Origin of the sequence: Mesorhizobium sp. BR1-1-3, from assembly GCF_020165455.1 — a bacterium.
GTDB classification, from domain to species: Bacteria; Pseudomonadota; Alphaproteobacteria; order Rhizobiales; family Rhizobiaceae; genus Mesorhizobium; species Mesorhizobium ciceri.
This window is the reverse complement of record NZ_JAIUIC010000011.1, coordinates 14,459-36,969: the sequence shown is the minus strand read 5'-3', so window position 1 is coordinate 36,969 and position 22,511 is coordinate 14,459. Positions and strand designations below refer to the sequence as shown.

The following is a 22,511-nucleotide window of genomic DNA, read 5'->3' as shown; positions in this document are numbered from 1 at the left end:
GGCAAGATATGTCCGGCAAGCCATCCTCCTTCTCATTGAGCCGGCGCCAGGCGCTCGGGTTGATCGCGGTCACCGCCGGAGGTGGTGCCTTCCTGCCGGCCTCGGCAATGGCCGCTCAATCTTCGGCTGCCCAGGCTTCACCCTATGCCGGACTGGCCTTGTTCGAAAACGGCGCCGGTGTCTGCACCATTACGCCTGAAGTGACCGAGGGACCGTTCTATTTCGACCCGAAACTCGAACGTGCCGATGTCACCGACGGCAAGAAAGGTATTGCCCTTGACGTCCGGCTGCAGGTTGTCGACGTGGACTGCCGCCCACTTGCCGGCGCCCGCGTCGATATCTGGCATTGCGACGCGCAGGGCGCCTATTCCGGCTATCCCGGACAGGGTGACGGCCGCGACGTCGACACGTCGGGCCAGACCTTCCTGCGTGGTTGGCAGAAAACCGATGCAAGCGGCATCGTCTCCTTCGCCACGATCTATCCCGGCTGGTATCGCGGCCGCACCACCCACATCCATTTCAAGGTCTTCCCTGACGACAGGTCGGTGATGACCGGCCAGTTGTTTTTCCCCGACAGCCTCAGCGAGCAGATCTTCACCTCTGTCGCGCCCTACAATGACCGGCCCGGCAAGCGCGACACTTCAAATGCCGATGACGGCATCGCCAGGCGGGCCGGATCGCAATCGCAGGCTGCGCTGCGCGAGTTGGAGGATGCCTATCAGGCGCTGATGATCGTGGCGGTGAAGTCCGGCTGAGCGGCGGTCACTCCACCACCACCACCCTGCTCGCGACGAAAACTCCGGCTGGGAATTCGTTTGTCATCTAACTGAAATAAACATCTGGCATTAGCCACGGCGGACACCACAATGCTTGCCGGCAAAGCTGTTTGAAGCACCGGAATCTTTTTGATCGTCGATTGCCAACCGGCCGGCTGCCTCTATGCTGCCCGCACCGGTACGGCCGAAGAGGGAAGACCATGGCCAAGGCGGACAAGACTGCGACAATGAGCCGGCTGCATTCCGCGGCAAGGCTGGCAAGGACGGCGCTGGCTGCCCGGCTTCTGGCGCACGGCTTCTATGCCGGCCAGGACCAGATCATGCTGGCGCTCGACCGTGAGGACGGCCAGACGCCGGGCAATCTTGCCGGACGTCTCGGCGTGCGCCCGCCGACGATCACCAAGACCATCAACCGGCTGCAGGCCCAGGGTTTCCTGGAGAAGCGCGCTTCTGAAGCCGATGCCCGCCAGGCCCACATCTTCCTCACCGATACAGGCCGCGACATCATCCACGCCATCGAGAAATCGGTGAAGAAGACCGAAAAGCAGGCGCTGAAGGGCCTCGACAAGAAGGACCAGAAGTCGCTGTTCAAACTGCTTGCCCGCATCGAGGCCAACCTCTCGAACGAGGAATTGGTGCTCATCGACGACGACGCCGAGTCGGACGACTGACCGGCGGATTGTCGCGGCAGGCGATCAAGCCGCCGCGGCAGAGCCCTGGATCAGCGACGACCAGCGTCCCGGTGTCATGCCGAACGCCTTCTTGAACTGCCTGATGAAATGGCTCTGGTCGCTGAAGCCGGCTTCGACCGCGATCTGCGCCAACGGTTCGCCGGCGGCGATCATCCGCCGCGCACGCTGAAGCCGGCGCATCACCAGGAAGCGATGCGGACTGGTCGAAAACGCCGCGCGGAAATGCCGTGACAAGGCATAGCGGTCGAGCCCGGTTATCGCTTCCAGTTCGCCGGAGCGCACCGGCCGGGTCAGGTTTTCCGTGAGATAGTCGCGCGCCAGTGCAGCCGCCCGCCACGCCGTCCGGGTCATCGGCTTTGCCGGCTGGCCGCCATGCCGGGTCAGGCTTTGCATCAGTTGGACCAGGAAGTCGTCGACGAACAGGTCGTCGAGTTCCTGCTCCAGCGGCCCCAGAGCCGAAAGCAGCGTTGCGCAAAAGGCCGCGTCCGTCACCACGCCATCCCTCACAAAAGGCAGCGAAACGCCGCCAAGGCAGTCGAGCATCAGCGACGGCTCCAAATAGAGCATTCGGTAGCGCAGACCGTCCTCGGTGCCGGCGCCGCCGTCATGCAGTTCGTCGGGGTGTAGCACGATGATCTGGCCTGGAAGGCTGTGACGCGCAGCACCAAGATAGCGAAACGTCTGCACACCGTGCAGCGTTACCCCGATCGCATAGGTGTCGTGGCGATGCAGGTCGAACGCGCTGCCATGGAAGCGTGCCTCGATCCGCTCCATGCCTGCGGGATCGGGACCGGAGATAATACGGTTTTCCGCCGCATCGATGCACAAACGTCCAAGACCCTCGAAGGCCTGGCTGTCTAGATCGTGCGACATCGTCTCCGTAAGCCTCGCATTGGGGCACAAACCGAATGGCCAATGTCTCATGTTCGATACGAAATTTGCAATCGTGCTCAGGGAAGATCTGCCGGTCTGGCAGAAACTCAACGTCACCGCCTTCCTGACCAGCGGCATTGTCGCCCAGTTTCGCGACATCATCGGCGAACCCTATCGCGACCGCGCCGGCAATCTCTATAACCCGCTGTCGATCCAGCCGGTCATCGTTTTGTCCGGCGACCAGGCCACGCTGGGCACGATCCACCGGCGCACATTGGAGCGCGGCGTGACCACCTCGCTCTATGTCGAGGAGATGTTTTCGACCGGCTTTGACGCGGCCAACCGGGCCGTCTTCGCCGAATTTGCGCCTGAAGACGCCAAGGTGGTCGGGATCGCGCTTCGCGCCGACAAGAAGCTGGTCGACAAGATCACCAAGGGCGCCCGTATGCACCCGTAGCTTTCAAAGGCATCGACTAAGCCTGCCGCCGACACTTGTTGTGCCAGCCGGCTTTGGCGTGGCGACAGCCGACAATTGGCTTGCCGGGAGCCGGCAATTCCCGCAAAGGTGGGTCCAGCCCAGCTCCCACCCGGCCTGCAAGTGAGTGCTCCCCAAAGACATGTAGAAAGCGCGACGCCCCCGGTGGCGATCCTGTGCATGCTTTCCACTTACGTCTGCTTCACCTTCCTCGACACATCAAGCAAATACCTCGTCCTCGCCGGCGTTTCCGTGCTGGTCGTTGCCTGGGTGCGCTTTGCCGTGCATGTCATCCTGGTCGGCACCCTGTTGCGCGGCTGGCGCCAACCCATGCGGTTTCGCCCGGTCAACCTGCCTGCGCATATCCTGCGCGGGGCTTTCCTGTTCGGATCGACCATATTCAATGTCCTGGCGCTCAAATCCCTGCAACTGGCCGAGACAACCTCGATCTATTTCTTTGGGCCGATGGTGATCACGGCGCTGGCCGGTCCGCTGCTTGGCGAGTGGGCGGGCTGGCGGCGCTGGCTGGCCATCCTGGCGGCCTTTGCCGGCGTCCTCATCATCACCCGACCGGGCGTCGGCGTGTTCGGCATCGGACATCTCTTCGCGCTCGGCTCGATGCTGTCGAACTGCTTCTACGTCATCATGACGCGCCGCATGTCGGCGACCGAGACATCGGAGAGCCTCATCCTGTTTTCGGCGCTGGCGCCGGCGCTGCTGCTGTTGCCCCTGCTGCCGTTTTCGTTTTCCCTGCCGCATGACGGCTGGCACTGGTTCGTGCTGCTGATGCTCGGCGTGTTCGGCGGCGTCGGTCACTGGCTGCTCGTCCAAGCCTACCGGCTGGCGACGACCACGGCTTTGGCGCCCTATCCCTATTCGCAGATGGTGTGGATGATCATTTCCGGATGGATCGTCTTCAAGCAGTTTCCCGACCGCTGGACGCTGGTCGGCGCCGCCATCATCGTCGCCAGCGGCCTCTACATCGTCCATCGCGAGCATAGGCTTCGGCTGCGGAGCCGCGCGGCCTCGGACGTCGAGGCCGAGGCGTTGGCAAAAAAACTTTGATTTGCCCCCGATCGGTGGCATAACGCCGCCTTTAAACAGTTTAGGTCTGGAAAGTCAGGTCCGGGGAGCACACGTCGCTGGCACAAAAAATCAAGCTTTCGACGATCGCGGATGCGCTCGGCGTGTCCACGGCCACGGTCTCGCTGGCGCTGCGCGACAGCCCTCTTGTTGCCGGGACCACCCGTGACCGCATCAAGGAACATGCCCGCGCCATCGGCTATATCTACAACCGACGCGCCGCCAGCCTGCGCACCTCGCGTTCCGGCATTGTCGGCGTCGTCGTGCACGACATCATGAACCCGTTCTTCGCCGAGATACTGCGCTCGATCGAAAGCGAGCTCGACCGCAGCCGGCAAACCTTCATCCTGTCCAACCACTATGATCAGCTCGAAAAGCAGCGCACTTTCATCGATACGCTTTTGCAGCTCGGCGCCGACGGCGTCATCATGTCGCCGGCGATAGGCACGCCGGCTTCCGACATCGTGATGGCCGAGGAGAACGGCCTGCCGGCTGTGCTGATCGCGCGCACCGTCGAGGGTGCCGACGTGCCGGTCTTTCGCGGCGACGACTCTTATGGAACAGGCCTCGCCACCAACCACCTGATCTCGCTCGGCCACAAGCGCATCGCCATGATCGGCGGCACCGACCAGACCTCGACCGGCCGTGACCGCTACCAAGGCTATGTCAACGCGATGGAGGCGGCCGGGCTGGAAGTCAGGCCGTCCTGGCGCATCGCCGGGCCGCGCACCAAGCAGGCCGGCTTCGAGGCCGCCGGACAGTTCCTGGCGCTGAAGGACAGACCGACGGCAGCCTGCTGCTGGAACGACCTCGTCGCCATCGGCCTGATGAACGGCATTGCCCGCGCCGGCCTGGTGCCGGGCATCGACATCTCGGTCACCGGCTATGACGACCTCGAAGAGGCGGCGATCGCGACGCCGGCGCTGACCACAGTCTGGAACGGCCAGCGCGAGGTGGGCCGCCGCGCCGCCAGCGCGCTGCTCGACAAGCTCAACGGCCAGACGGTGCGACCCTCGCAGGAATTGATCAAGCCGGAACTGCATGTGCGTCAGTCGACCGGCAAGCCGGTGGAGCGTGCATGACCAAGGCCGAACAGTTGCAGACCGTCGCCATCCTGGTGCCGGGCGATTTCAACGACCACGCGGTCGACCGCATCAACCGCACGTTCAGGCGTGTCAGAATTGAACGCGCCGATCCGGCGCTCGTCACCGACGAGATGCGCAGTGATGTGCGCGGCGTCGCTTCGTTCGCCGGCATCAACGCGGCGATGATGGATGCATTGCCCAACCTCGAACTCATCGCTTCCTTCGGCGTCGGCTATGATTCGGTCGATGTCGGTCATGCGGCGGCGAAAAACATCATGGTCACCAACACGCCCGACGTGTTGACCGAGGAGGTCGCCGACACCACGATCGGGTTGTTGATCAACACCATCCGCGACCTGCCGCGCGCCGAGACCTGGCTGCGCGACGGCAGCTGGGTGCGCAAGGGCAACTATCCGCTGAGCCGGCTGACCTTGCGCGGGCGCAGTGTGGGTATTTTCGGCATGGGCCGCATCGGGCAGGCCATTGCCCGGCGTCTGGAAGCCTTTGGCTTGCCGGTCGCCTACCACAACCGGCGCCGTGTCGAAGGTCTTTCCTACCACTATCATGCGACCCTGAAAGGGCTTGCCGAAGCCGTGGATACGTTGATTTCGGTCGCGCCGGGCGGCGCCTCGACGGAGAAGGCGGTCAATGCCGAGATACTGTCGGCGCTTGGCGCCAACGGCGTCTTCGTCAACATCGGCCGTGGCAGCACGGTCGATGAGGCAGCGCTTGCGGCAGCCCTTGCCAACGGCACCATCGCCGCTGCCGGCCTCGACGTCTTTGCCGACGAACCGAACGTGCCCAAGGCGCTGCTCGACGCGCCCAACGCCTCGCTGCTGCCGCATGTCGGCTCGGCCTCGGACCATACACGCCGCGCCATGGCGGATCTGTGCGTCGACAATCTGGTGTCCTGGTTCACCGAGCGCCGGCCGCTGACGCCGGTGCCCGAGACGGCGCATGTGAAGGCTAGAAACTGATCGGTGGCTGCCACATTTATTAACGTCAGCTTAACCCTTTGGAATCATTGTTCAACCTGTCCGTGTACGTGGATGAAGAATGATGAAAGCACTTTCCGCATTGATCGCTGCCGCAGCGCTGTTTGGTGGCATTCAGCTGTTTCATGGCGGCAGCCGGGAAAGCGTAGCCAACGAGGCCGCCCCGTCCAACAGCTACAGGCTGGTCGCCAATGGCGATGAAGCGGTCTGTGCAGTCAGCCGCGGGGCCGAAATTTCGGACGGTTTGTCGTTGCTCACCGTTGCTCCCAAATGCCGTCGGCTCTTGCCGGGCATAGAACAGGCGAAGTTCTGGCGCGAGCAAAACGATGGCACCGTTGCCTTCAGCGCCAATGGCACCGATCCAATCGTCACCTTCGCGGCTGCCGATGGCGACGGCTACGAATCCTATGCCCCGGCGCTGCCGCTGCTGTCGCTGGCGGCCACCCGTGATAAAAAATCCGGCGACTGATTATTCCGCTGCGGCCCGCGCGCCCGCCTTCGCTGCGGCGTGCAGCCGAACCGCATCGCCGAAGGCACGGAATATTTTCACCGAATTGCTGTCCGACTTGACCCAGTATTCCGGGTGCCATTGCACGCCGACGGCGAAGGCGCGGGCGTCCCGCACCGAAACCGCCTCGACCGTACCGTCGGTGGCGACGGCCTCGACCTGCAGCTTCGAACCGAGCCGGTCGATCGCCTGGCGGTGCAACGAATTGACCTTGATGTCGCCGGCACCGAACACACCGGCCAGGCAACTGTCAGGTTTGATCGAAATGGTCTGGTGGATGGCGAAGCGTTCGTCCTGCTTGTCGCTCACCGGCGCGCGGTGATCGAGCGAGCCCTCGCGCTCCTGGATCTCGGTGCCGAGCGTGCCGCCCAACGCCACGTTCAGTTCCTGGATGCCGCGGCAGATGGCGAGCAGCGGCACGCCGCGTTCGATCGCCCGGCGGATCAGCGGCAGCGTCGTGGCGTCGCGCGCCGGGTCATAGGGGCCATTGGCTTCACTGGCGTCGCCGCCATAGAGCGAGGGATGCACATTGGATTTCGAGCCGGTGACCATGACGCCGTCGACCGACGACAGGAGTTCGTCGAAATCGAGCCGGTCGCCGAACGATGGCACCAGCACCGGGAACACGCCGGCGCCGGTGATCGCCGCTTCCAGATATTGTTGTGGGGCGGCGTGCCAGGTGTAGTTGTCGAACTGGCGGACGTCGGTCGATATGGCGACGAGCGGCTGATGCATTTGGGCTCTGTGTTCCATCGGGGCAAGGGATACCTGCCTTCAAAATAGGCGATCCCACGTTATTTTTCCATGCCAAGTTTCGGCGTGTCGCATGGGCCACGAAACGGCCTGTTAGACTATAGTTGCAGTGCAGCCGGGCTTCGCCGTCAAATCGGGCCGGCCTGCTGGACTCGACTTCTTGCCTGTGTATTGTCTCGAACGAACCGACACGGAAACCGAGGATTTTCTGACGTCGGCCTGTTGATCCAAAAGGGAGGAACTTCATGGATCGTCGTTCATTCATTCGCAAGGCCGGTGTCACCGGCGTCGGTGCCGCGGCGGCGGCGGCCACGCTGGCGGCGCCTGCAATCGCCCAGTCCAATCCCAAGGTGACATGGCGGCTGGCGTCGTCCTTCCCGAAGTCGCTCGACACCATCTATGGCGGCGCCGAGGTGTTCTCGAAGATGCTGTCGGAAGCCACCGACGGCAATTTCCAGATCCAGGTTTTTGCTGCCGGTGAGCTGGTGCCTGGCCTGCAGGCCGCCGACGCTACCACCGCCGGCACGGTCGAGGCCTGCCATACGGTGGCATATTATTACTGGGGCAAGGACCCGACATGGGCGCTCGGTGCGGCGGTTCCCTTTTCGCTCAACGCACGCGGCATGAATGCCTGGCATTACCATGGTGGCGGCATCGACCTGTTCAACGAGTTTCTCGCCACGCAGGGCCTTTTCGGCCTGCCGGGCGGCAACACCGGCGTGCAGATGGGTGGCTGGTTCCGAAAGGAAATCAACACGGTGGCCGACCTTTCCGGCCTCAAGATGCGAATCGGCGGTTTTGCCGGCAAGGTGGTGCAGAAACTCGGCGTCGTGCCGCAGCAGATCGCCGGCGGCGACATCTATCCGGCGTTGGAAAAAGGCACCATCGACGCGGCCGAATGGGTCGGTCCCTATGACGACGAGAAGCTCGGCTTCTACAAGGTGGCGCCCTATTATTACTATCCCGGCTGGTGGGAGGGCGGCCCGACCGTCCACCTGATGTTCAACAAGGCGAAGTACGAAGAACTTTCGCCGACGTACAAGTCGCTGCTGCACACTGCCGCGCAGGCGGCCGACGCCAACATGCTGCAGAAATACGATTATCTGAACCCTGCGGCGGTGAAGCGGCTGGTGGCCGGCGGCGCGAAACTGCGCCCGTTCAGCCAGGAAATCATGGCCGCCTGCTTCGAAAAGGCCAACGAGGTCTATACCGAAATGGAAGCCTCCAACGCCCCGTTCAAGAAGATCTGGGAATCGATCAAGGGCTTCCGCAAGGAGCATTATCTCTGGGCACAGGTGGCCGAATACAATTACGACACCTTCATGATGGTCCAGCAGCGCAACGGCAAGCTGTAGCCGGCCGGACTTCTGCTCAAAAGCTCTCTGGGCGGACCCCGCTCAGGGAGCTTTTCTGTATATGCCGGGAGGCGAAGCCGGCGGTTCAGCCGCGGCGCGGCACCACCAGAACCTTGACCTCGCCGGGCGCCGGCGGATTGGCGATCACCGCTGGCGCTTCTTCAAGCGACACCTGCCTGGAGATCAGCCTGTCGATCTCGACCGCACCGGAAGCGATGAGTTCGGCGGCGCGGCGATGGGTGTAGGGATTGAGGAAGGAACCGAGCACCTTCAGTTCCCGGAACAACAGGTCGAACGGCTCGAATTCCGCTTTCATGCCTTGCGGCGTCACGCCGACAATGACGACCGTGCCGCCGGCTCGGGCCAGCCGCATGGACTGCTCGAGGGTCTCTCGCACGCCGGCGCATTCGAAGACGACGTCGACGCCACCTGGCGCCAGACCGGCCGGTCCGCCGATCGCATCGATGACATTGGTGGCTGTCGGATCGATCGTCGCTGTCGCGCCGAGGTCCTCGGCGAGGGCGCGCCGCGAAGCCTGCCTGGTCGACAGGATGATGGTCGTGGCTCCCGCCAGTCTTGCCAGCTGCACGGTAAGCAGGCCGATCACGCCGCCGCCAAGCACGACCACCGAGCTGCCCGGTTTGATACCGGCAAGGTCGACGCCGTGCAGGCAACAGCCGAGCGGCTCGCAGAAGGCACCGTGCAGGGGGTTCAGGCCTACAGGCAGGACGAAAGCCTGCTTCTGCGGCAAGGCAAGATATTCGGCAAAGCCGCCGTCGCGATGAATGCCGATCGCGCACAGATTGCTGCAGAGATTGACTTGTCCCGCGTGACAGTGTGCGCAGCGCCCGCAGGCTATGTTGGGGTCGCCGGTAACACGATCGCCGATGGCAAAACCCGAGACCGATTTTCCGATCGCCTCGACGATGCCGGAAAACTCATGGCCGGGCGTCACCGGTGGCGTGCAAGGAAATTCACCGTGAAACAGATGCCGGTCCGTGCCGCAGACGCCGCAGGCTTCGATGCGCACCAGTAGCTCATCCGAACCGATGTCAGGCATGTCGACGTCGCGCAGCGTGATGTCGCCCACTGCTTCCAGCCGCACCGCTTTCATGGTCTTGACCATGCCGGTTCAGTTGAAGCTTGGCGGTTGCGACAGGTCGGGCTGCGGCACTGCCGGCTTTGCCGGTGTCGGATCGCCGAAACTGGGCGGTTGCGAAAGGTCAGGAGCGGCCGGCGCCGTGCCGCCACCAGCGGGCGCCGCTCCATCCGCCGGCGGCGTGCCCAGCGGCGACAGGCCGGGCACCTCCGGTACCTTGTAGTCGATGGTGCCCGGATCGACGGTCGTTCCCTTGTAGTGCATCACCATTTGCGGGAAGGCGATGGTCAGCCCGATCATGATCACCTGGATGCAGACAAAGGGCACCGCGCCCCAATAGATCTGCCCGGTGGTCACCGGCGCGATTTGTTTGCCGGTGAGACGATCGAGATAGGGCACGCGCGCGGCCACCGAACGCAGGTAGAACAGCGCGAAGCCGAAGGGCGGGTGCATGAAGCTGGTCTGCATGTTGACGCCCAGGAGCACGCCGAACCAGATCAGGTCGATGCCGAGCTTGTCGGCGGCGGGCGCCAGCAGCGGTACGATGATGAACGCCAGTTCGAAGAAGTCGAGGAAGAAGGCGAGGAAGAAGACGAGCATGTTGACGCCGATCAGGAAGCCGACCTCGCCGCCCGGCAGCGACGTCAAAAGGTGCTCGACCCAGATGTGGCCGTTGACGCCGTAGAAGGTCAGCGAGAACACCCGTGCGCCGATCAGGATGAACAGCACGAAGGACGACAGCCTTGTCGTCGAGGCCAGTGCCTGCTTGACGACGTCAAGCGACAAGCGCCCCTTGGCCGCCGCCATGAACAAGGCGCCGACCGAGCCCATGGCGCCGCCTTCGGTCGGCGTGGCGATGCCCAGGAAGATGGTGCCCAGCACCAGGAAGATCAGCGCCAGTGGCGGGATCAGCACGATGATCACCTGCTGCGCGAGCCTGGACATCATGTTGAAGTTCAGGCGCTTGTCGGCAATGGCGACGATGTAGATGAACAGCACCCCGGCAGTCGCGCCAAGAATGTCGGCATTGTCGCCATGCGCCGGCGCCAGGTAACGATACGCCGCGTAGGAAACCGCCGATGTGACCAGCAAAGCCACCAGCAGCGACATCACGCCATGGCCAAGTGTACGGGCCTCGAGCGGCAGCGCCGGCATCGAGTTCGGCCGGATGATCGACATGATCAGGATATAGGACATATAGAGGCCGGTAAGCACGAGGCCCGGGATCAACGCGCCCGCGTACATATCGCCGACCGAGCGGCCGAGCTGGTCGGCAAGCACGATCAGCACCAGCGACGGCGGGATGATCTGGGCAAGCGTGCCGGAGGCGGCAATGACACCGGATGCGAGCCGGCGGTCATAGCCATAGCGCAGCATGATCGGCAGCGAGATCAGGCCCATGGCGATGACGGAAGCCGCCACCACGCCGGTGGTCGCCGCCAAAAGCGCGCCCACGAAGATCACCGCATAGGCGAGGCCGCCGCGGATTGGCCCGAACAGCTGGCCGATCGTGTCGAGCAGGTCTTCGGCCATGCCCGACCGCTCGAGCACGATGCCCATGAAGGTGAAGAACGGGATGGCCAGCAGCGTGTCGTTCGACATCACCCGGCTGCCGTAGAAATTATCCGGCAATGCGTGCAGGAGCGGCCAGGCGAGGTTGATCGATCCTCCGGAATAGGGAGACAGCAGCACGCCGATGAAGAAGAACATCAAGCCGTTGGCGGCCAAGGAAAAAGCGACGGGGTAGCCGATCAGCAGGAAGATGATCAGCGAAGCGAACATGATCGGCGCCATGTTCTGCGCGATGAACTCCATCACGAACGCACCTCGTCGGCCAGCGCCTTGGCTTCGAGTTCGGCCTGCTCATGCACCGATATGAAGGGATTGGGGTCGTCCATGTCTCCGCGCATGATGGCGATCTTCTTGATGATCTCGGAGATGCCCTGCAGCGCCAGCAGGAAAAACCCGACGAGCAGGATGGCCTTGGCGGGCCAGATGATCAGGCCGCCGGAATTGTTGGACATCTCGCCGCTGCGAAACGACAGCGACACATAAGGAACGAAATAGATCACCATCAGCGTCACGAACGGCATCAGAAAAAAGACATGCCCGAAAAGGTCGATCCAGTGCTGCACGCGGCGTGGAAACAGGCCGTAGACGACGTCGATGCGGATATGTTCGTTCTGCTTCAGCGTATAGGCGGCGGCCAGCATGAAGGCGGCGCCGAACAGATACCATTGCAGCTCGAGCCAAGCGTTCGACGATATGTCGAACACCTTGCGGATAATGGCGTTGGCGGCGCTCACCAGGATCGCCAGCAGGATCAGCCACGATATCCATTTGCCGATGAACTCGTTGGCGCGATCAATAGTCCTGGATAGAGCGAGAAGCCCTGCCATGCATTCCTCCCTTGTACCGGAGGCGTGCCGGCTTCCCCCTTTTTGTCCGTCACGCCACGTGGTCCAACGGTATGCCGCGCGTGGACTGACGGGTCAACAAGGATAGAGGCAGCGAATATCATCGCATCGCAGACAGTGCCCAATACCGGCGATCTGCCCTCGCGTCATGCAACCAAAGTCTGACGTTTTCAGGCGATTTTGCCGGTGTCGCGGCCGGCGCCGATCAGGATCAGCGTCGTGACCAGGAACAGGTACATCCACGCGTCGCGCCACTCGACCGGGAAATAGCCGGCCCACAGCGATTCGGCCATGCCGAAGACGGCCGCGCCGAGCGCCGCGCGCGGTGGTGAGAGATAGCCGCCGACCGCCGTCACGAACAGGATCTTCAGTCCGTAGACGAGGCCCGAGCCGAAGCTGACATTGCCGTAATAGAGCCCGGCCATGACACCGGCCAGCGCGGCGCAGAAGCCGCCGAACAGCACCGCGTGCCGGAACACCGCGCGTACGTCGACGCCGCACATCGCGGCAGCCTTGGGGTCGTCGGAGACGGCGCGCCAGCGCCGTCCGAAGCTCGATCGGGCAAATGCCCAGCTTGCCAGCGCGATTGCCGCCACCACCACGGCGCAGTCGATAAGCTGGATGAGCGTCAGCGTTGCCTTGAAGGTCGCGGCCTGCGCGAAAACGATGGGCTCCGCCAGCATCGGCGGCAGCCACAGATCATGCGTGTCGGCGGCGATGCGGCTCGCTTCGGACAGCAGCAGCAGGATGCCGAGCGTCGTCACCACGATTGCATTGGGCGTGCGGTCGGCCAACGGTTCGAAGACACTGCGCGACAGCACGTGGCTGATCAGCGCGGCATAGAGGAACGCAGCGACGACGCCGAGCGCCACCGCCGCCAGCAGCGTCAGCCACAGCACCTGATAGCCGAAGGCCGCGGTCAGGATCATGGTCTGGCCGCAAAAGGCGAACAACGCGCCATAGGCGAGATTGGTGCGGTGCAGGATGCCGTTGGTCAGCACATAGCCAAAGGCGAGCAACGCATACAGCGCGCCCGAATGCAGCCCGTTCAGCACCTGCTGGAAGAAATAGAGCATGCAAAACCTCGAAGCATGCCGCCCAAAAATGCGAAGCGGTCCTGGCCAACAGCATGCTCAAAAGGCTGCGGAGACCACCGCATCCCGGAGTGAGGTTGCATCGCGGAATCTAACTTGTCAAATACGATTTATCGGTTAGATTTTTCGCCATGACGGTATCATGGACCCCGCACCGCTTCACCGGCGGCCTGCTTGCGCTCGACACGGCGAACACCGTCGTGCTGCGCGGCGATCCGGAGCGGACGTTCGACCGCTTCGAAGATCCGGCCGAGATTGCCCGCTTCGCCGACGCGGCGAGCCGCTTTCGCGCCGCCGAGCTTGGCGAAAGGCCGCTGGCGGTATCCTCAGCGGCGGCGATCGCACCCGTCGTGCTGTCGATCCGCGAGGCCACGGACCGGCTGTTTCGTGGAGCGGTATCGAAGGGTGCGGTCGCCACCGCTGATCTGCCCGGATTCCTGAGCGCCTGCGCCGAGGGTCTTGCCGGCAGCCGGACCGAGATCGGTGCGCCGGGAAGGCCGTTCGGTGATCCCCTGACGCCGATCGCCTTCGAGGCGGCGCTGGCGGTTTCGGCGCTATCGCTTCTGCGCGACGATACCGTCGCAAGGCTCAGGATCTGTCCCAACTGCACCTGGCTGTTCGTGGACAGAAGCCGCAATTCCAGCCGCCTATGGTGCGACATGGCGGTGTGCGGCAACCGTCAGAAGGCAAGCCGTCACTATCGCCGTCGTCGCATGGCGGAAAATGAGGTCAAGAATGCGTAGCGGCCTTTCCCGTTCGATCCTTGTTGGCGCGGCGCTCATCGTGGCCGTTGCGCTCGGCGCCTGCCGCGACACCGGCGACGCCGAAGGCAAGCTGTTCGAGATTTCCGGCAAGATATTCGTTTTCAACTACCGCCTCGCCAGGGCGACTTATGTGGTGACCCTGCGGCCGCTGAAGCCAATGGGAGAGGGCCAGGTGGCGGTCGCCAGCTTCCAGGATCCCGCTAGCGGCGCACCTCTGGTGGTCGAGCAGAAGGTCTGGCCGAAGCTCGACAAGGTGACGCTGGAGAGCCCGGCACTGACCTGCGTCGTCAAGAACAAGCCCTATGCGATTGCCATCAGCATCAAGGGCGCCGACGGCGCGGTCCTGCAGAAGATCGACACCACGCTGATGTCGACGGAAGACCAGTCGATCCTGCCCGACCGGCCGCTGGTCATCGACCAGCTCTACACCGCCAATCCCGATCTCGTCGGCCATCCCGACGGCAAGCTGCCGGGCGAGCCGAAGCCAGATTGCTCGAAAGGCGGCTGACGCGTCGCGGCCGCCCGTGCCGCAGCTGTAATGTTCATGCGCCGGGCAATGTCCGCGGATCGGTTTCATACCCGATTCAGGATGGCCGCGGACTGTTCGTTGCGCGTTGCCTGGCATCTGCGATTTTGTTTGACCTGCCTTGCAAGGGGAGAAAGGATGCGTCATCCGACCCCGACGTTGGCTGCCTGCCCCGCGTGGCCTCCGCAGAGGAAATGCCTGATGACGCTGCACGACGTCGCGCTCGACGACAAGTTCGATCTCGCAAAGGAGCGCATCTTCCTGTCCGGCGCGCAGGCGGTCATTCGCATGCTCTTGATGCAGCGCGAGCGCGACCGTCGCGCCGGCTTGAACACGGCCGGCTTCGTCTCCGGCTATCGCGGTTCGCCGCTCGGCGGCCTCGACATGCAGCTGTGGAAGGCGAAGAAACAGCTCGCCCAGGCTGACATCGTCTTCCAGCCGGGTCTCAACGAGGAGCTTGCCGCCACCGCCTGCTGGGGGGCGCAGCAGACGGAGCTGCTGGGCGAGGGCACTCATGACGGCGTCTTTTCGGTCTGGTACGGCAAGGGACCGGGCGTCGACCGCTCAGGCGATGTGTTCCGCCACGCCAACCTCGCCGGATCGTCGAAGCATGGCGGCGTGCTTGCGCTGATGGGCGACGACCATATGGCCGAATCCTCGACCAATGCGCACGCCACCGAATTCCTGTTCGTCGACACGATGGTGCCGATCCTCAACCCGGCCGGTGTCCAGGAGATCATCGACTACGGGCTCTACGGCTTCGCCATGTCGCGCTTTGCCGGCACGTGGGCGGCGATCAAATGCGTCAAGGACAACATCGAATCGACCGCCTCGGTCGATGCCGCGCTCGAGCGGCTGAACATCGTCGTGCCGGAGTTCGACATGCCGCCTGGCGGTCTCAACATCCGCCACGAGATCGACATGCTCGGCCAGGAAGAGCGGCTGCATGAACACAAGCGCGCCGCGGCCTCCGCCTTCATCCTTGCCAATGGGCTGAACCGCATCGTCTATTCGGGCGGCCGCAATCCGAAGATCGGCATCATCACGCTCGGCAAGAGCTATCTCGACGTTCGCCAGGCGCTGGAGGATATCGGCATCGACGAAGCGGCCGCCAACCGCATCGGGGTGCGGCTGTTCAAGGTCGGCTGCCCCTGGCCGCTCGACCTGCATCACATCGCCGGTTTCGCCCGCGGCCTCGACACCGTCGTCGTCGTCGAGGAGAAGCGCTCGCTGATCGAGGTACAGTTGCGCGAAAGCCTTTATGGCACTGCCACCCAACCGGTCATTATCGGCAAGAAGGACGAGCGCGGCGACTGGCTGTTTCCGGCCAAAGGCGCGCTCGATCCCAACGAGATCGCCATCGCGCTTGGCGAGAGGATCGTCAGGACCATCGGCCCGTCCGAAGAGATTTCGGCGCGGGTGGCAAAACTGCGCCAGTTCCAGGCAATGCTCACCGAGGCCACCGACATCGGCTCGCGCACGCCGTTCTTCTGTTCCGGTTGCCCGCACAATTCGTCCACCAAGGTGCCGGACGGCTCGATCGCCGCGGCCGGCATCGGCTGCCACTTCATGGCGCTGTGGATGGACCGCAACACAGTCGGCTTCACGGCCATGGGCGGCGAGGGCGCGCAATGGGTCGGCCAGGCGCCGTTCTCCAAGCGCGAGCACATCTTCCAGAATCTTGGCGACGGCACCTACAACCATTCCGGTACGCTGGCGATCCGCTTCGCGCTGTCGAGCAATGCCAACATCACCTACAAGATCCTCTACAACGACGCGGTCGCCATGACCGGCGGCCAGCCGCACGAAGGCGGCCTGACCGTCGATATGATTGCCAGGCAGGTGCGGGCCGAGGGTGTCGACCGCATTGCCATCGTCACGGATGAGCCGGACAAATATGCTGGCAAAGCCGAATTCCCGGCCGGCGCCACTATCCATCACCGCGACGACCTCGATCTCGTCCAGCGCGAGCTGCGCGACGTCAAGGGCGTTTCGGTCTTGCTCTACGACCAGACCTGCGCCGCCGAAAAACGCCGCCGCCGCAAGCGCGGCACATTCCCCGATCCCGACAAGCGCGTCTTCATCAACGAACTGGTCTGCGAAGGCTGCGGCGATTGCGGCGTACAGTCGAACTGCGTCTCGATCCAGCCGGTCGAGACCGAATTCGGCCGCAAGCGCAAGATCGACCAGTCGAGCTGCAACAAGGATTTCTCCTGCGTCAACGGCTTCTGCCCCTCCTTCGTCACCGTGCACGGCGCCAAGATCCGCAAGGCCGAGGGCCTGGCCGGCAAGGCCGATCCGCTGGAAGGCGTGCCCGTGCCGGCGCAATTCCCGCTTGGCGAGCAGGGCTGGGCGGCGATCATCGACGGTGTCGGCGGCACCGGCGTCGTCACCGTCGGTGCGGTGCTAGGCATGGCGGCGCATCTTGAGGACAAGGGCTGCGGCATGATCGACATGGCCGGCCTCGCCCAGAAGGGCGGCTCGGTGTTCACCCATGTCCGCATCGCTCGTACCCCCGACGACATCCATGCGATCCGCGTTTCGGCGGGGAAGGCCGATCTCGTGCTTGGCTGCGATCTCGTCGTGTCGGGCGCCAAGAAGGTGCTGACCGCGGTGCGCGAGGGCCACACCATCTTCGTCGCCAACACCGCCGAGATCATGCCCGGCGAATTCGCCCGCTCGGCCGATTTTTCGTTGCCGATAGAGCGGCTGAAAAAGGCGATCCGCGCGGCTGCGGGCGACGACAAGGCACATTTCTTCGATGCCACCCGCACTGCCACGGCACTTTTCGGCAATTCGCTCGGCGCCAACATGTTCATGCTTGGCTTTGCCTTCCAGCACAGCGGCCTGCCGCTGTCGGCCGAGGCGGTCGAGAAGGCGATCGAGCTCAATGGCGAAGCCGTGGCGATGAACATCGCCGCCTTCCGCTGGGGCCGTCGCGCTGCCCATCAGCCGGATTTCGTGCGCGGGCTGGTTGCCCATCCGGGTCCGACCGCGGCTGGAAAGGCAGGCCAGGCCACGGACACCGCCGAGACGCTGGACGACATCATTGCCCGCCGCGTCGCCTTCCTGACCGCCTATCAGAACGCCGCCTATGGCAGGCGTTATGCCGGAAAACTGGCCGCGTTGCGCGCCGCCGAAGCGAAGGCCGTACCTGGTTCGACCGCGGTGTCGCAGGCTGCCGCCAGGAACCTGTTCAAGCTGATGGCGATCAAGGACGAATACGAGGTGGCGCGTCTTTACACGGACGGCTCTTTCGCCGCCGAACTGGGCAAGCAGTTCCAGAGCTACGAAAGGCTCGAATTCCACCTCGCTCCGCCGATCATGGGCCGTCGCGGCAATGACGGAAGCCCGCGGAAATCGAGCTTCGGCCCGTGGATGATGAAGGGTTTTCGCGTGCTGGCGGCGATGAAGGGCCTGCGCGGCACTGCCTTCGACCTGTTCGGCTACACCGCCGAACGGCGCATGGAGCGGCAGCTGCTGGCGCGGTACGAGGCGGATCTGGAGCTCATCGCCGGATCGTTGGCCCCAGCCAGGGTCGATGCGGCAGTTGCGCTGGCCTCGGTGCCTGCCCTCATCCGCGGCTATGGCCACGTCCGTCAAGCCAGCGCGCAAAGGGCCGCCGGCGAGCGCCAAAGGCTGCTCGAACGCCTGTCGAGTACGCCGGCGCGGCCCGAACTTCAGGCCGCCGAATGATCGATACGCCTTGTTTACCTGAACGACAGTTTCCTTGCTTTCCGCTGCGTCACCCGGCTTGACGGCAGGAGCGCGAGGGTCTCTCTAAATCTTTCTTAAGGCGGATGTGGCACTGCTTGGCTCCCCAGGGTTGGGATTCAGGCGTTGAATCTGCGAAAAAAGAACGAGATCCCGGTCGACGTCTATATTCCGTTCGTGGAAACCCTGTTTCGCGACGGGCTGACGCTTTCGATCGGCATTCTCGCGCAGACTTTCCTGATCGGCCTGGTCTGGTGGAAGAGCGGCGATCCGCGGTACTTGCTGGTCGCGATCTCGATGGTTCTCGTCGGTGTGTTCCGCATGAGAAACTTTCGAAAATACAACAGCATGCCGTCGCCGACGACCTGGGAAGAGGCGCACAAGCGTGAGAATGACTACATTCTCTATGGCTCCCTGCATGGCTTGACGCTTGGCGCTTTCTGCCTGCTCGGCATCTATTTCGCGCGCGATGGTTTCGCCGAAATCGCCTCCGTTTGCCTGACGCTCGCGACGGCGACCTCCATCGCCGGCCGCAACTACGGCTCGCCGCGCATGGTCACCATCCTGACCATTGCCTTGACCTGGCCGATCTCGCTTGGCTTCCTGCTGCGCGGCGACATCTACCATGTCCTCCTCGGGCTCCTGTCGGCGCCGTTCCTGTTCGCCATCCGGAAATTCGCCAACACCGTACGCGATGTGCTTTTTGCGGCCGTCTCGGAAGAGAAGAAGGCCAACCGCATTGCCCAGCGCTTCAACCGGGCGCTCAACACCATGTCGCACGGCCTTGTCATGCTCGGTCCGGACGGCCGCGTCGCGGTGGCCAATGCCGAGGCCGCGCATCTGATGTCGCTCAAGTCGCCCGACGCGCTGCTCGGACGGTCGATCCACGGTCTGTTGATGCGCGGTGTCGCCGGCGGCATGCTGGCGCCCAAGGATTGCCGCTACATCGAGGCGCAGCTGACGCGTGCGCTGCGTGAGGGTCGCGACCGCAAGGTGCTGGTTTCCCTCGCCAACGGCCAGCATTACGAGTTCTCGGCTCGCGAAGGCAGCCAGGAACTGGGCGTCATAACCTTCGAGGACGTCACCGCCCGTGTCGAGGCGGAAGACAAGATCCGCTTCATGGCACGCTACGACAATCTCACCGGCCTGCCCAACCGGGCCTATTTCCATGAATTGGTGGGCGAGGCCATGGCGTCCGGCGATCGCGACCGTCTCTGCGGCCTTGCGGTGCTCGATCTCGACGATTTCAAGAGCGTCAACGACACGCTTGGCCATCCGATCGGCGACGGCTTGATCTATGCCGTTGCCGAGCGGCTTGCCGCCATTGCCAAGCAAGATATCACGGTCAGCCGTTTCGGTGGCGACGAGTTCATGATCTTCTTCGACCGCGTCGAGGATGAGAGCCATCTGACCAGCCAACTCGACGAGATTTTCGCCGGCCTGCAAGGGGAAGTCGACGTCGCCGGTCACGGGCTGCGCATTCAGGCCAGCGGCGGCGCGGTGCTGTCACGGGTCAAGGATACCGATGTCGACGCCATGATCGTGAAGGCGGACCTGGCGCTCTACAAGGCCAAGGAACTCGGCAAGAACAGCTGGCGATTGTTCGAAGCTTCGATGGATGCCGCCTTCCGCAACCGTCAGCTGATGAAGGCGGATCTGCGCACCGCGGTAGAGGGCAAGAGCCTGCGGGTGGTCTATCAGCCGATCGTGGCGATGAGCACAATGCGTATCGCCAGTTGCGAGGCGCTGTGCCGGTGGGATCATCCAGATCTCGGGCCAATCTCGCCCAGCATCTTCATTCCGCTGGCCGAGGAAATGGGCATCATTTCCGAGATCAGCACCTTCGTGCTGCAGGCAGCCTGCGCCGAATGCGCCAAATGGCCGGACCAGACCAGCGTCTCGGTCAATCTCTCGGCCAAGGATTTCCGCAGCCGCGATGTCATCCAGAAGGTTCGCGATGCGTTGGTCGGCTCCGGCCTCGCCGCCAGTAGGCTCGAGATCGAGGTCACCGAAACGGCGCTGCTCGACGACAAGTCGCTGACGCGCCAGTATATTGAGGAGCTGAAGCAGCTTGGCGTGCGCATCGCGCTCGACGATTTCGGCACCGGCTATTCGAGCCTGAGCTACCTGCACAAGCTGCCGCTCGACAAGATCAAGATCGACCGCTCTTTCCTGATGGACGTCACCCAGAATCCCCGTTCGCTCGAGCTGCTCAAGGGTATCGTCAACCTGTCGCGGCCGCTGGGGCTTTCAGTGACCGTCGAAGGGGTCGAGACCTTCGAGCAGCTCAAGATCCTGGCGCTGCAGGTCAAGCCTGATCTTGTCCAGGGGTTCCTGTTCGGTTCGGCGCTCAGCGCTTCCGGCATCGAGACGATGTCGAACACGGTATGGCCCTTCGCCAAGGATATCAGGACCGCCAAAAAGGCGGTACGCCGCTGATTTGCGGCGCCTGGCGCATGGTGCCCAGGCGCTGAGAGCCCATCCCTGTTTCCATCAGGATTGAACAGGCGCCCAGGCTTTAGGCATTCACTGCATTCGAGGTTTCTTTGCACATCGCGGGCCATGCCAGAATTTCAGCCGCTTCCCGTCATGTTCGAGACACGCTCTTTCCCCGTCGCGACGCAGAAAACGAAGAAAACCACCAATTTTAGTTTTATTTTAGCAATCGTTAACCTTAACGACTGGTAAACGGGCTGCTTCCTGTTTTCATCTTTTACATCCCAAGACCCTGTCGTAGTGTCGGATCGCGGCGGCAATGTACGGGGATTGAGTTGATGATTGTGCAGTTGAGTTCGCTTCGTCCGGTGACGGGCGAGGACGGCAAGGACGCCGCCGACACCATGTCCAGCTTCGCCCGCAACGTTTCGGCGATGCTTGAGCGGACAGAGTACCGCCGCTGCGACAAGGGCGAAGATCTCGAGGACATCTACCGCCTGCGCTACAAGTCATATCGCTCGAACGATATGGTGCCCGACAACGAAAACCATACCATTCACGATGAGCTCGACGAGGCACCGAATGTGTACCGCTTCGGGGTTTATATCGACCAGGAACTCGTCAGCACGCTGCGTATCCATCACGTCACCTTGGCGACGCCGATGTCGCCTTCCACCAAGGCCTTTGGCGACATCGTCATGCCGATGCTTCGTGACGGGCTGAGCTTCATCTGTCCCAGCCGGTTTGCGTCCGATCCCGAATGGTCGCGCGTCTACCCGCAGATTCCCTACCTGACGCTGCGGCTGGCCGGCATGGCGTGCTTCCATTTCAACGCGCCCTACTGCCTGTCGACCATTCGCGAGGATCACGCCGGCTTCTACAAGCGTATCTACTACTCGGAGAAGATCAGCGAGTCGCGCGCCTATCCGGGCGTTTTCAACAAGGTCGTGCTCTACCGCGCCGACGTCAACGCAATCCGCGAGCGGTCCTTCTCACGGTTCCCGTTCTTCCGCTCGACGCCAATGGAGCAGCGCATGCTGTTCGATACGCCGCATGTCGGGGAACTCGCGCCGCTGACCATCCTGCCGACGGCAAAATACTATCACGAAGCCGCCTGATACGGCAGGGATCCACACGATTTTGCAGGGCCGACAGGAGCCTTTTGGCGACTTCGGCGTTCTGGGTGAGGCCACGAGCAGCGCTCCGGGTCGATCTGAGGTTTTTGAGGGAACCCGCCATGACCATTTCCACACTTGCGCTAACCCCGCTCATCTCGCTGATCGCCGGCGTGCTGATCCTGGTCATGCCAAGGCTGTTGAACTACATCGTCGCGCTCTATCTGATCGTCGTCGGGTTGCTCGGGCTATTTCCGCATCTAGCCGGCTGAGGCGCCGGCTTAGGCCACGCAAGCGTCCGCCCTTCGGAGTTCCGCATCAAGCATCAGAATCCAGCGATCGGACTCCGTCGCGGCGTCGACTGCTGGCTTCAATCTTTCTTTGAGGCAGTTGTCGGTTGTTGTGCGGCAATAGCGCCATTGCTCTCGGCGCGGCTTTTCGCTATGTGCCTGAAAGATGTCTTCGAAGGGGTATTCCTATGGCTGATCACTCGCCGACTGGTCCTGTCGAACTGGGCGCGAAGATGGACTATGCCGAGCATGACCGCACCTATGCGGGCTTCCTCGCGCTGGCCAAGTACGGCTCGCTGTTTTGTGGCGCCCTGCTCCTGGCGATGGCCTTCGGCTTCTTCGCGGGCGGCTTCTTCTCGGCGACCATTCTGTTCGTGCTGATTCTGGCTGTCGGCGCCTTTATCCTCCGATAGATTTTTCCGACATCTTGTCCACGGCGCCGCCGCGAGGCCGGCCGGCGT

21 protein-coding genes are annotated in these 22,511 nt (G+C 63.1%); 15 read left to right on the top strand and 6 right to left on the bottom strand.

Features of this window, described 5'->3' with window-relative positions; genetic code table 11:
• The first annotated feature begins 8 nt into the window (after positions 1–8).
• A complete protein-coding gene (locus LB559_RS22900) occupies positions 9–755 on the top strand; it encodes an intradiol ring-cleavage dioxygenase (protein ID WP_224675045.1) in 747 nt (248 codons plus the stop codon).
• A 221-nt stretch (positions 756–976) separates the two neighbouring features.
• On the top strand, positions 977–1,447 hold the full coding sequence (locus LB559_RS22895) for a MarR family winged helix-turn-helix transcriptional regulator (protein ID WP_013528223.1): 471 nt from the start codon (positions 977–979) through the stop codon (positions 1,445–1,447).
• Positions 1,448–1,471: 24 nt separating this feature from the next.
• On the opposite strand, the gene LB559_RS22890 is transcribed toward LB559_RS22895, so the two are convergent.
• Positions 1,472–2,341, bottom strand: coding sequence for an AraC family transcriptional regulator (locus LB559_RS22890; protein WP_224675044.1), 870 nt, complete (start codon positions 2,339–2,341; stop codon positions 1,472–1,474).
• A gap of 49 nt (positions 2,342–2,390) precedes the next feature.
• On the opposite strand from LB559_RS22890, the gene LB559_RS22885 reads away from it, so the two are divergent.
• From LB559_RS22885 to LB559_RS22865, 5 genes are all read left to right on the top strand, one after another.
• Positions 2,391–2,798: a DUF2000 family protein gene (locus LB559_RS22885; protein ID WP_224675043.1), complete on the top strand. Its 408-nt coding sequence runs from the start codon at positions 2,391–2,393 to the stop codon at positions 2,796–2,798.
• A gap of 198 nt (positions 2,799–2,996) precedes the next feature.
• Entirely contained in the window at positions 2,997–3,881 is an 885-nt protein-coding gene (locus LB559_RS22880) for a DMT family transporter (protein WP_032809875.1), read from the top strand.
• 77 nt (positions 3,882–3,958) lie between these two features.
• The gene (locus LB559_RS22875) at positions 3,959–4,981 is read left to right on the top strand and encodes a LacI family DNA-binding transcriptional regulator (protein ID WP_224675135.1); all 1,023 of its coding nucleotides are present in this window, start codon (positions 3,959–3,961) and stop codon (positions 4,979–4,981) included.
• Complete coding sequence (locus LB559_RS22870; RefSeq protein ID WP_224675042.1) at positions 4,978–5,961, top strand: 2-hydroxyacid dehydrogenase; 984 nt, start codon at positions 4,978–4,980, stop codon at positions 5,959–5,961. The genes LB559_RS22875 and LB559_RS22870 overlap by 4 nt, the downstream gene beginning before the upstream one ends.
• Before the next feature lie 82 nt (positions 5,962–6,043).
• The gene (locus tag LB559_RS22865) at positions 6,044–6,448 is read left to right on the top strand and encodes a hypothetical protein (RefSeq protein WP_024501916.1); all 405 of its coding nucleotides are present in this window, start codon (positions 6,044–6,046) and stop codon (positions 6,446–6,448) included.
• Here the strand turns inward: LB559_RS22865 and LB559_RS22860 are convergent, their stop codons facing one another.
• Positions 6,449–7,222 carry a gamma-glutamyl-gamma-aminobutyrate hydrolase family protein gene (locus LB559_RS22860; RefSeq protein WP_127259555.1) on the bottom strand — a complete coding sequence of 258 codons (774 nt, stop codon included), beginning with the start codon at positions 7,220–7,222 and terminating at the stop codon, positions 6,449–6,451. It lies immediately after the preceding gene.
• Between the two features lie 263 nt (positions 7,223–7,485).
• Between LB559_RS22860 and LB559_RS22855 the strand changes: the two genes are divergently transcribed.
• Entirely contained in the window at positions 7,486–8,595 is a 1,110-nt protein-coding gene (locus LB559_RS22855) for a TRAP transporter substrate-binding protein (RefSeq protein WP_013528215.1), read from the top strand.
• 85 nt (positions 8,596–8,680) lie between these two features.
• Here the strand turns inward: LB559_RS22855 and LB559_RS22850 are convergent, their stop codons facing one another.
• The 4 genes from LB559_RS22850 to LB559_RS22835 all read right to left on the bottom strand — a co-directional run bounded on the left by LB559_RS22850 (position 8,681) and on the right by LB559_RS22835 (position 13,187).
• Entirely contained in the window at positions 8,681–9,709 is a 1,029-nt protein-coding gene (locus LB559_RS22850) for a zinc-dependent alcohol dehydrogenase family protein (protein ID WP_224675134.1), read from the bottom strand.
• 18 nt (positions 9,710–9,727) lie between these two features.
• Positions 9,728–11,512 carry a TRAP transporter large permease subunit gene (locus LB559_RS22845; protein WP_206523549.1) on the bottom strand — a complete coding sequence of 595 codons (1,785 nt, stop codon included), beginning with the start codon at positions 11,510–11,512 and terminating at the stop codon, positions 9,728–9,730.
• On the bottom strand, positions 11,509–12,093 hold the full coding sequence (locus tag LB559_RS22840) for a TRAP transporter small permease subunit (protein ID WP_013528212.1): 585 nt from the start codon (positions 12,091–12,093) through the stop codon (positions 11,509–11,511). Before LB559_RS22840 ends, LB559_RS22845 begins: the two co-directional genes overlap by 4 nt.
• A gap of 188 nt (positions 12,094–12,281) precedes the next feature.
• Entirely contained in the window at positions 12,282–13,187 is a 906-nt protein-coding gene (locus LB559_RS22835; RefSeq protein WP_224675041.1) for a branched-chain amino acid ABC transporter permease, read from the bottom strand.
• A gap of 149 nt (positions 13,188–13,336) precedes the next feature.
• On the opposite strand from LB559_RS22835, the gene LB559_RS22830 reads away from it, so the two are divergent.
• The 7 genes from LB559_RS22830 to LB559_RS22800 all read left to right on the top strand — a co-directional run bounded on the left by LB559_RS22830 (position 13,337) and on the right by LB559_RS22800 (position 22,463).
• A complete protein-coding gene (locus tag LB559_RS22830) occupies positions 13,337–13,948 on the top strand; it encodes a CGNR zinc finger domain-containing protein (RefSeq protein ID WP_064992906.1) in 612 nt (203 codons plus the stop codon).
• On the top strand, positions 13,941–14,477 hold the full coding sequence (locus LB559_RS22825; protein WP_224675040.1) for a hypothetical protein: 537 nt from the start codon (positions 13,941–13,943) through the stop codon (positions 14,475–14,477). The genes LB559_RS22830 and LB559_RS22825 overlap by 8 nt, the downstream gene beginning before the upstream one ends.
• A 219-nt stretch (positions 14,478–14,696) precedes the next feature.
• Positions 14,697–18,191: an indolepyruvate ferredoxin oxidoreductase family protein gene (locus tag LB559_RS22820; protein ID WP_224675039.1), complete on the top strand. Its 3,495-nt coding sequence runs from the start codon at positions 14,697–14,699 to the stop codon at positions 18,189–18,191.
• Between the two features lie 144 nt (positions 18,192–18,335).
• Positions 18,336–20,648 (top strand): putative bifunctional diguanylate cyclase/phosphodiesterase, encoded by a 2,313-nt coding sequence (locus LB559_RS22815; RefSeq protein WP_224675038.1) that lies wholly within the window; start codon positions 18,336–18,338, stop codon positions 20,646–20,648.
• Positions 20,649–20,983: 335 nt separating this feature from the next.
• A complete protein-coding gene (locus LB559_RS22810; RefSeq protein ID WP_013528206.1) occupies positions 20,984–21,763 on the top strand; it encodes an N-acyl amino acid synthase FeeM domain-containing protein in 780 nt (259 codons plus the stop codon).
• Positions 21,764–21,882: 119 nt separating this feature from the next.
• On the top strand, positions 21,883–22,032 hold the full coding sequence (locus LB559_RS22805; RefSeq protein WP_013528205.1) for a DUF3096 domain-containing protein: 150 nt from the start codon (positions 21,883–21,885) through the stop codon (positions 22,030–22,032).
• 206 nt (positions 22,033–22,238) lie between these two features.
• Entirely contained in the window at positions 22,239–22,463 is a 225-nt protein-coding gene (locus LB559_RS22800; RefSeq protein WP_013528204.1) for an aa3-type cytochrome c oxidase subunit IV, read from the top strand.
• Positions 22,464–22,511 lie beyond the last annotated feature (48 nt).

Coding starts and splice junctions, on each gene's coding strand:
- LB559_RS22900 (WP_224675045.1), top strand. CDS start 9: ATGTCCGGCAAGCCATCCTCCTTCTCATTGAGCCGGCGCCAGGCGCTC.
- LB559_RS22895 (WP_013528223.1), top strand. CDS start 977: ATGGCCAAGGCGGACAAGACTGCGACAATGAGCCGGCTGCATTCCGCG.
- LB559_RS22890 (WP_224675044.1), bottom strand. CDS start 2,341: ATGTCGCACGATCTAGACAGCCAGGCCTTCGAGGGTCTTGGACGTTTG.
- LB559_RS22885 (WP_224675043.1), top strand. CDS start 2,391: ATGTTCGATACGAAATTTGCAATCGTGCTCAGGGAAGATCTGCCGGTC.
- LB559_RS22880 (WP_032809875.1), top strand. CDS start 2,997: ATGCTTTCCACTTACGTCTGCTTCACCTTCCTCGACACATCAAGCAAA.
- LB559_RS22870 (WP_224675042.1), top strand. CDS start 4,978: ATGACCAAGGCCGAACAGTTGCAGACCGTCGCCATCCTGGTGCCGGGC.
- LB559_RS22865 (WP_024501916.1), top strand. CDS start 6,044: ATGAAAGCACTTTCCGCATTGATCGCTGCCGCAGCGCTGTTTGGTGGC.
- LB559_RS22860 (WP_127259555.1), bottom strand. CDS start 7,222: ATGCATCAGCCGCTCGTCGCCATATCGACCGACGTCCGCCAGTTCGAC.
- LB559_RS22855 (WP_013528215.1), top strand. CDS start 7,486: ATGGATCGTCGTTCATTCATTCGCAAGGCCGGTGTCACCGGCGTCGGT.
- LB559_RS22850 (WP_224675134.1), bottom strand. CDS start 9,709: ATGAAAGCGGTGCGGCTGGAAGCAGTGGGCGACATCACGCTGCGCGAC.
- LB559_RS22840 (WP_013528212.1), bottom strand. CDS start 12,093: ATGGCAGGGCTTCTCGCTCTATCCAGGACTATTGATCGCGCCAACGAG.
- LB559_RS22835 (WP_224675041.1), bottom strand. CDS start 13,187: ATGCTCTATTTCTTCCAGCAGGTGCTGAACGGGCTGCATTCGGGCGCG.
- LB559_RS22830 (WP_064992906.1), top strand. CDS start 13,337: ATGACGGTATCATGGACCCCGCACCGCTTCACCGGCGGCCTGCTTGCG.
- LB559_RS22825 (WP_224675040.1), top strand. CDS start 13,941: ATGCGTAGCGGCCTTTCCCGTTCGATCCTTGTTGGCGCGGCGCTCATC.
- LB559_RS22820 (WP_224675039.1), top strand. CDS start 14,697: ATGACGCTGCACGACGTCGCGCTCGACGACAAGTTCGATCTCGCAAAG.
- LB559_RS22810 (WP_013528206.1), top strand. CDS start 20,984: ATGATTGTGCAGTTGAGTTCGCTTCGTCCGGTGACGGGCGAGGACGGC.
- LB559_RS22805 (WP_013528205.1), top strand. CDS start 21,883: ATGACCATTTCCACACTTGCGCTAACCCCGCTCATCTCGCTGATCGCC.
- LB559_RS22800 (WP_013528204.1), top strand. CDS start 22,239: ATGGCTGATCACTCGCCGACTGGTCCTGTCGAACTGGGCGCGAAGATG.